This is a genomic window from Ferdinandcohnia sp. SAFN-114, from assembly GCF_059415045.1.
In genome coordinates, this window is record NZ_JBPFDQ010000059.1 from 24957 (window position 1) to 31928 (window position 6972).

Below are 6972 nucleotides of genomic sequence, written 5' to 3' on the forward strand. Positions count from 1 at the left end.
TTTGTGTCTAAAAAAACCATCGATATCTATGCCAGGGCCAGGTTTATCTTCAGCCGTCATGAGCGATTTGTTCATGACGGCTTTTTTTGATTATCGCCTGTGAACATCTCCTCATGAACAATGTTTTTTATTAAAAGGAGGATTTACAATTGAATAATCAAACAATGGAAGCTTTAGGTTATTATCAAATTTTGAATGAGATCTCACAATACGCAAGAACAAGCCGGGGAAAAGAAACGTTACATTCTTTAAGACCTACACAAAACAAAAAGAGAATCGAGCATTCTTTACATGAAATTTCAGAAGCGATGAACATCCTTGAAATCAGCGGAAGTATCCCGATACACTCCTTGGATCAAATCGAGCACTATATTGAGCAAGCAAAAAAAGGAATCGCAATAAAAGTGGACCAATTCACACGGATTGTTTCATTCCTAGATCACTGTCAAAAGCTAAAGCAATTTATGAAGGATAAAGAATATGCCGGTCCAATGGTAAGCATGTATGCTGCATCCATTGGAGATGTATCAGAACTAGAAGGAGAAATTAGCCGTTGTTTGCGCAATGGCCAAGTGGATGATTATGCATCAAGTGACCTTAATTATTTACGACGGCATCTCTCCAGTCTACAGGAGAAAGTAAAAGAAAAAGCACAGTCACTGGTGAAAAGCGGAAGAATTTCTCCATATTTACAGGAAACAAATGTTGCAGAACGATCGGGGCGCTATGTTCTTGCGGTAAAAAAAGAATTTAGGAAGAAAGTTCAAGGAACCGTATTAGATACTTCAGCTTCGGGTTCTACCCTCTTTATCGAACCTGTTGAATTAAGCTCGCTTCAGGAGGATATTGAACTTATTAAAATTGCAGAAGAAACTGAGGTAGAGCGGATTTTATATGAACTAACTCAGCTGTTTCTATCCTATGAACAGGTTATCCAGGTTGCAGTTGAAACCATGCATCATTACGATGTTCTTTTCGCAAAAGCTAAGTACAGTCAAAAGATTCAGGCAAACACGCCTTTAATTAATGAAGAGTTCAGGATCCATTTAAAAGAAGCACGTCATCCGATGCTTGGAACCAATGCCGTTCCGCTCACGATTCCAATCGGAGGAAAAGAACGGGCCCTTGTCATTACTGGCCCGAACACTGGAGGTAAAACCGTTACGTTAAAAACGGTAGGACTTCTCACATTGATGGCTCAATCTGGTCTCCCTATTCCGGCTAAAAAAGGGAGTGAAATTGCCATCTTTCAACATATCTTTGTCGATATTGGAGACGGGCAAAGCATTGAGCAAAATTTAAGTACGTTTAGCTCCCGTATGGTTAATATTATTGAGATTTTGAAAATGACAAACGATTCTTCACTTGTATTAATTGATGAACTTGGTTCCGGCACAGATCCAAGGGAGGGTATGGCCCTAGCCATCGTTATTCTAGAACAACTTTTTGAAAAAGGTGCTACCTTATTTGCGACTACCCATTACAGTGAAATGAAGAAATTTGCGGATGAAACGGAAGGATTTTTAAATGGTTCCATGGAGTTCGATATCCACACCTTGCAACCCACGTACAGACTTTTGCTAGGGAAAAGTGGGCAAAGCCAAGCGTTTGATATAGCTGCTAAACTTGGGATGCACCCAACACTTATCGAACGTGCACATAAGAAAGCGTATCAACAGGATAAGGATTATCATCAAAACATTGCACACGAAACATTGCAATCACCTGCCTATCAAAAGCAAATCATTGTAAATAAGTATGCTCGAAGCAACGTTGAAAAAAGAAAACAAGAGCCGCCTGCATCTAAGATCACGATCTACAATCAAGGGGATAACGTCTTGGTTGTTGCAACTGGTGAAACCGGCATAGTGTACAAAGGACCAAATGACCGTGGAGATTATATTGTGCAAATTAAAGGGGAAAAACGTACTGTTAATTATAAGAGAATGGAGTTAAAGATCTCGGCAGCAGAGCTTTACCCTTCTGATTACGATTTTGACATCATCTTCAAAAGCAAAGAATATCGAAAAATAAAAAAAGACATGAACCGCAAATTCGTAGAAGACAAATGGTTAGAAGAAGATGAGTACTCTTAAGCTAAAAAACGGTCAGTAACAGGTTCGATTTAAAAACAGAAACTCCCAATCCATTATTAGCGTGAATTCTCATACGAATTCACGCTTTAATGCGTTTTTTATAAAAAATGGGTTGGTTAAAGTCGCGATTGACTTTAAATTCGGACACAATACCGATGATTTTATTTTCGCTTGTCTGAAGATACCCCTACTTCGGACACAAATGCGATGATCTTCTCTTCCCTTGTCTGAAGATATTTCAACTTCGGACACGACTCCTTTGAGTTCGCCTTCCCTTGTCTGAAGATACTCTAACTTCGTACACTACTCCTTTGAATCCGACTTTCCTTGTCCGAAGATAACTCAACTTCGGACACAATTCCCCTGATTTCACCTCCTCTTGTCTGAAGATACTCCAACTTCGGACACTACTCCTTTGATTCCGACTTCCCTTGTCCGAAGATAACTCAACTTCGGACACTTCTCCTTTGACTTCCCCTTCCCCTGTCTGAAGATACTCTAACTTCGGACACGACTCCTTTGAATCCGACTTCCCTTGTCCGAAGATAACTTAACTTCGGACACTACTCCTTTGATTTCCCCTTCCCTTGTCTGAAGATACTCCAACTTCGGACACTACACCGATGATCTTGCTTTTCCTTGTCTGAAGATACTCCAACTTCGGACACAACCCCTTTGAGTTCGCCTTCTCTTGTCTGAAGATACTCCAACTTCGGACACTTCTCCTTTGAGCTCGTCTTCCCTTGTCTGATGATAACTCAACTTCGGACACTACTCCTTTGAGTTCGCCTTCCCTTGTCTGAAGATACTCTAACTTCGGACACTACTCCTTTGAATCCGACTTTCCTTGTCCGAAGATAACTCAACTTCGGACACAATTCCCCTGATTTCACCTCCTCTTGTCTGAAGATACTCCAACTTCGGACACTACACCGATGATCTTGCTTTCCCTTGTCTGAAGATACTCTAACTTCGGACACTACTCCTTTGAATCCGACTTCCCTTGTCCGAAGATACCTCAGCTTCGGACACAACCCCTTTGATTTCCCCTTCCCTTGTCTGAAGATACTCCAACTTCGTACACTACTCCTTTGTTTTTTACCTTCTCCTGTCCGAAGATACCCCAACACCAACTTTTGACAAAACACCGGAGGTTTTCTGTTTTATTTCTTAGTTTTGACTTTGTTTTTTTTTGTACTTTTTACGTTAAAAAGTATGCTTTTTTGATATTTTTATTGGACTGTTCGCAACTCAATACGGAAACGTTGATCCTTTATTGAATTATTGTTTTTTCTATCTAGTGGGATATCACAAGCTTCTTAGTTGACATATATTAAGTTTAAAAACGACAGGAGCCACCTCAATGATTTATATTGTTCAACCTGGAGATACTCTTTATCAGATAGCCCAAAGATTTAAAACCTCTATTGCATTATTGCTTATGTACAATCCCAAAATTACGAATTCAAATTTCATTTACCCCGGGCAAATCATTAATTTACCTCCGACAGGGCATTCCTACAAGCTCTGCCCTATTTTACGACAAGGCGATCGCGGTCCAGCTGTAAGTAGAATACAAATTCTCTTAAGAAATCAAGGAGTTTACAACGGAGTAATTGACGGCATTTATGGACCATTGACACAGAGAGCACTTTTAACCTGGCAACAAAATACAAAGGAGCTTGAGGTTACAGGGATTGTAGATGAGGAGACTTGGGTATCGTTAGGTTTTGAATGTAACGAACGTCCGGAGATTGTGCAATACATTGTGCGTCCTGGGAGTTCCTTATTTGCAATCGCCATTTGGTTTGGAGTATCTGTGGATAGCCTTATACAAGTAAATCCTCAAATTACAAATCCTAACCAAATTCTTCCTGGACAGATAATTAATATACCGGCATCATTTTTAGATTTCTAAACACAGGAAAAATATTCCATCAATAAATACAACAAATAATCCCCAACCTAGTAAAGGGAAAAATTATTATTTGGAGGTAATTGATATGGCACAATTAAGAGAAATCATGACATCAAATGTAGTTACAATTAACGAAACACAGTCAGTCCAAGAAGCTGCTGCATTAATGAGCCAACACAATATCGGGTCTGTTCCGGTAGTAAATAACAATGGACAAATGGTCGGAATTGTTACTGACCGTGATATTACTCTGCGTACAACCGCACAAGGAGAAAGTGCACAAACACCCGTATCTCAAGTTATGACTGCTCAGAAAATTGTTCAAGGTACTCCTGATATGGATGTACATGAGGCAGCAAATTTAATGGCTCAGCAACAAATTCGTCGCTTACCAGTCGTTGAAAATGGGCAAATAACAGGAATGGTTGCTTTAGGCGATTTAGCAGTACAAAATCAGTACGCAAACGAGGCCGAACAAGCATTACAAAACATCTCAACCCCATCCGCACCACAAGAATAACGGGTTTGGGTCAGAGGGACAGGTCCATTGTCCCTAAATTAATGGGACGCAGTAACAGCGTCCCTAAAATAAGATTTGAACCATTACCATAATAGTATTGTTCCCCCATCTAGCTCTCCCCCCCAAATATTATCAATCAAACACTTGTAGGCCCAAGCCCTAACAGTAAAGGACTTCTGAATTTTATACTCTGATTCATTTAATACCATTAAATCCATTCAAAAAATAATTGTATGTATTACAATTATTTTTGGTTGCACAGTATTGTGTTTGTTAAAATGGTAGTACTATACGAATGGGACAGAGGGACAGGTCCCCTGTCCCAGATATAAAATCATTTGTTAAAAAATGGTGGGACGCGGGACCTGTCGCCACGTCCCTTAGAGAAGGAGAACGACATGAAGAATCGCCCCAACATCCGTCTTTTTTATTTTATTTCTATAATGGTTTGTGTGCTGTTGTTTGTTGGGGTTAATGGGGTAATCGAAACCTTCCTTTTACCTCAGGAAAGTAAAGCAACGATTCAAGAATCTGGATCAGTCCACGATTCTTCAGTCATTCAAAAGCTATATAATAGTCAACCAGTGACGATTGTTGCGTATGGTGATTCCATTACATGGGGGTATGAACGAGATTCTAATACCGGAAGAGTAACTCAAGTAAAGAACCCTTATCCAAAAATCCTAGAGAATGAGCTAAGAAAAAAATATGGCTATCGTCATGTAAAAGTGATTAATAGAGGTCATCCCGGCTGGACATCGATCCAGGCACTTAAAAATGTTGAGAAGGAAGTGCTTAGCTACCAACCCGACCTCGTCATTTCAATGTTTGGTATAAATGACGCAAGAGGTCATTCAAAATACAGTCCTCATTCTCAACCTATCCCTGTCGATCAATATAAAGAGAATAATCAACAATTATTACGAAAGCTTCAGGAAAAAGAAATCGAAGTGGTTGTCATCTCACCGACATTGTTTACTAGTAAAAAAAATAGTGCAAATAAAACTCAGGAACACTATACAAATGTGATAAAGTCCTTAGCCATAGATGAAAGAGTCTACTATATAAATGGTTCGGAAATTCCTGTTAAAAATAATCTTAAAGACGGGATTCACTTTAAAGCCGATCAATACAAGCTAATCGCGGAAAAAATAATATCTGAGCTATTTTAACGATTGCAGGAGTTCCCTTAGCTCAATTTCCGAGATATGGTGGGACGCGGGACCTGTCCCCTTGACCCACTTGGGAGTTCGCTGAGTTCTATGTTCCGTTACATTTGTTATTTAGAAGTAATTTACGTCATAAAACGTAGCTTTCTTCAGTCCTGTCAATAGTCATATTCTAGTATTTTCTACCTCTATTACCAATGGTAGACAAAGGCTAGTTATGAATTTCAATTAGTCAAATCTATTAATTTTCAATGATTGCTAGAAGTTAATATAGTAAAAAAGTTTTAAGTTATCATTAAAGGAAAAGTCTTCCTCAAATATTACAAAATTCACATGCTATGATTGGGATGTATCTTGGTACAAACAAGAGGAGGACTGAACATGAAGAAAACTGTATTATCATTAGTAGTGGCAGGTGCACTATTAGTTACTGGGCCATTAGCTAGTTCCGCGGAGCAAGTAAGTGATCAAAAAAATGTATATGAAGGTCGTTATGTTGTATCTGTTAACAACTCTACTGATTGGAATAACCTTATTCAAAACTTACTTAAAAAATATTATTCTGGGAACTATCAAACTCAGCCTAAAGTAGAGACCCCTTCCCAACCAACTGAGGAACCAACCCAACCAAAAGCTGAAGAACCTGTTCAGGAAAAACCTGTTGTTCAACAACCTGTACAACAGCAACCATCAGAACAACCAAAAGAAACTGAGAACCAAGGCGCTTATTCATTAAGTCAGTTTGAGCAAGAAGTTGTAACTCTAACAAATAATGAACGTGCGAAATATGGCTTACAGCCACTAAAAATTGATTTAAAATTAAGTGAAGTTGCAAGAACCAAATCTACTGATATGAAGAATAAAGGGTATTTTTCACATACAAGTCCAACTTACGGATCACCATTTGAGATGATGAATCAATTTGGTATTCAATATCGTGCAGCTGGTGAAAACATTGCAAAGGGTCAACGTTCACCCCAAGAAGTTGTAAATGCATGGATGAACAGTGAAGGGCATCGGAAGAATATCTTAAACTCAAACTTCACTCATATTGGTGTAGGTCATGTAGAAGGCAATTATTGGACACAGATGTTTATCGGAAAATAAATAGTAATGTTTTTAATAAGGTCACATTAAAGAAAAACTAACTAAAATTTTCTATTCTAGAAAAAAAAGAAGCAGGTAACCTCTATAAACTGTACCCTGTGTAGTAGACACATTAAAAAAAGTCTGCTGCACAGGGTCTTTTTATGTACAATAGATTAAAAA

5 protein-coding genes are annotated in these 6972 nt (G+C 38.7%); all 5 read left to right on the forward strand.

Annotation, left to right across the window (positions count from 1 at the left end):
* The first annotated feature begins 149 nt into the window (after positions 1 to 149).
* The 5 genes from ACR65M_RS17915 (at position 150) to ACR65M_RS17935 (ending at position 6810) form a co-directional block, all read left to right on the forward strand.
* Complete coding sequence (locus ACR65M_RS17915) at positions 150 to 2096, forward strand: endonuclease MutS2 (protein ID WP_440273963.1); 1947 nt, start codon at positions 150 to 152, stop codon at positions 2094 to 2096.
* Between the two features lie 1363 nt (positions 2097 to 3459).
* A complete protein-coding gene (locus tag ACR65M_RS17920; protein ID WP_440273964.1) occupies positions 3460 to 4014 on the forward strand; it encodes a LysM peptidoglycan-binding domain-containing protein in 555 nt (184 codons plus the stop codon).
* Positions 4015 to 4099: 85 nt separating this feature from the next.
* Complete coding sequence (locus ACR65M_RS17925) at positions 4100 to 4534, forward strand: CBS domain-containing protein (protein ID WP_440273965.1); 435 nt, start codon at positions 4100 to 4102, stop codon at positions 4532 to 4534.
* A 398-nt stretch (positions 4535 to 4932) separates the two neighbouring features.
* On the forward strand, positions 4933 to 5706 hold the full coding sequence (locus ACR65M_RS17930; RefSeq protein ID WP_341332856.1) for an SGNH/GDSL hydrolase family protein: 774 nt from the start codon (positions 4933 to 4935) through the stop codon (positions 5704 to 5706).
* Positions 5707 to 6084: 378 nt separating this feature from the next.
* Positions 6085 to 6810, forward strand: a complete 726-nt coding sequence (locus ACR65M_RS17935) for a CAP domain-containing protein (protein ID WP_341332857.1) — start codon at positions 6085 to 6087, stop codon at positions 6808 to 6810.
* Positions 6811 to 6972 lie beyond the last annotated feature (162 nt).

Excerpts from the sequence above, each read along its gene's own strand:
- ACR65M_RS17920 (WP_440273964.1), top strand. The coding sequence starts at position 3,460 with ATGATTTATATTGTTCAACCTGGAGATACTCTTTATCAGATAGCCCAA.
- ACR65M_RS17935 (WP_341332857.1), top strand. The coding sequence starts at position 6,085 with ATGAAGAAAACTGTATTATCATTAGTAGTGGCAGGTGCACTATTAGTT.
- ACR65M_RS17925 (WP_440273965.1), top strand. The coding sequence starts at position 4,100 with ATGGCACAATTAAGAGAAATCATGACATCAAATGTAGTTACAATTAAC.
- ACR65M_RS17930 (WP_341332856.1), top strand. The coding sequence starts at position 4,933 with ATGAAGAATCGCCCCAACATCCGTCTTTTTTATTTTATTTCTATAATG.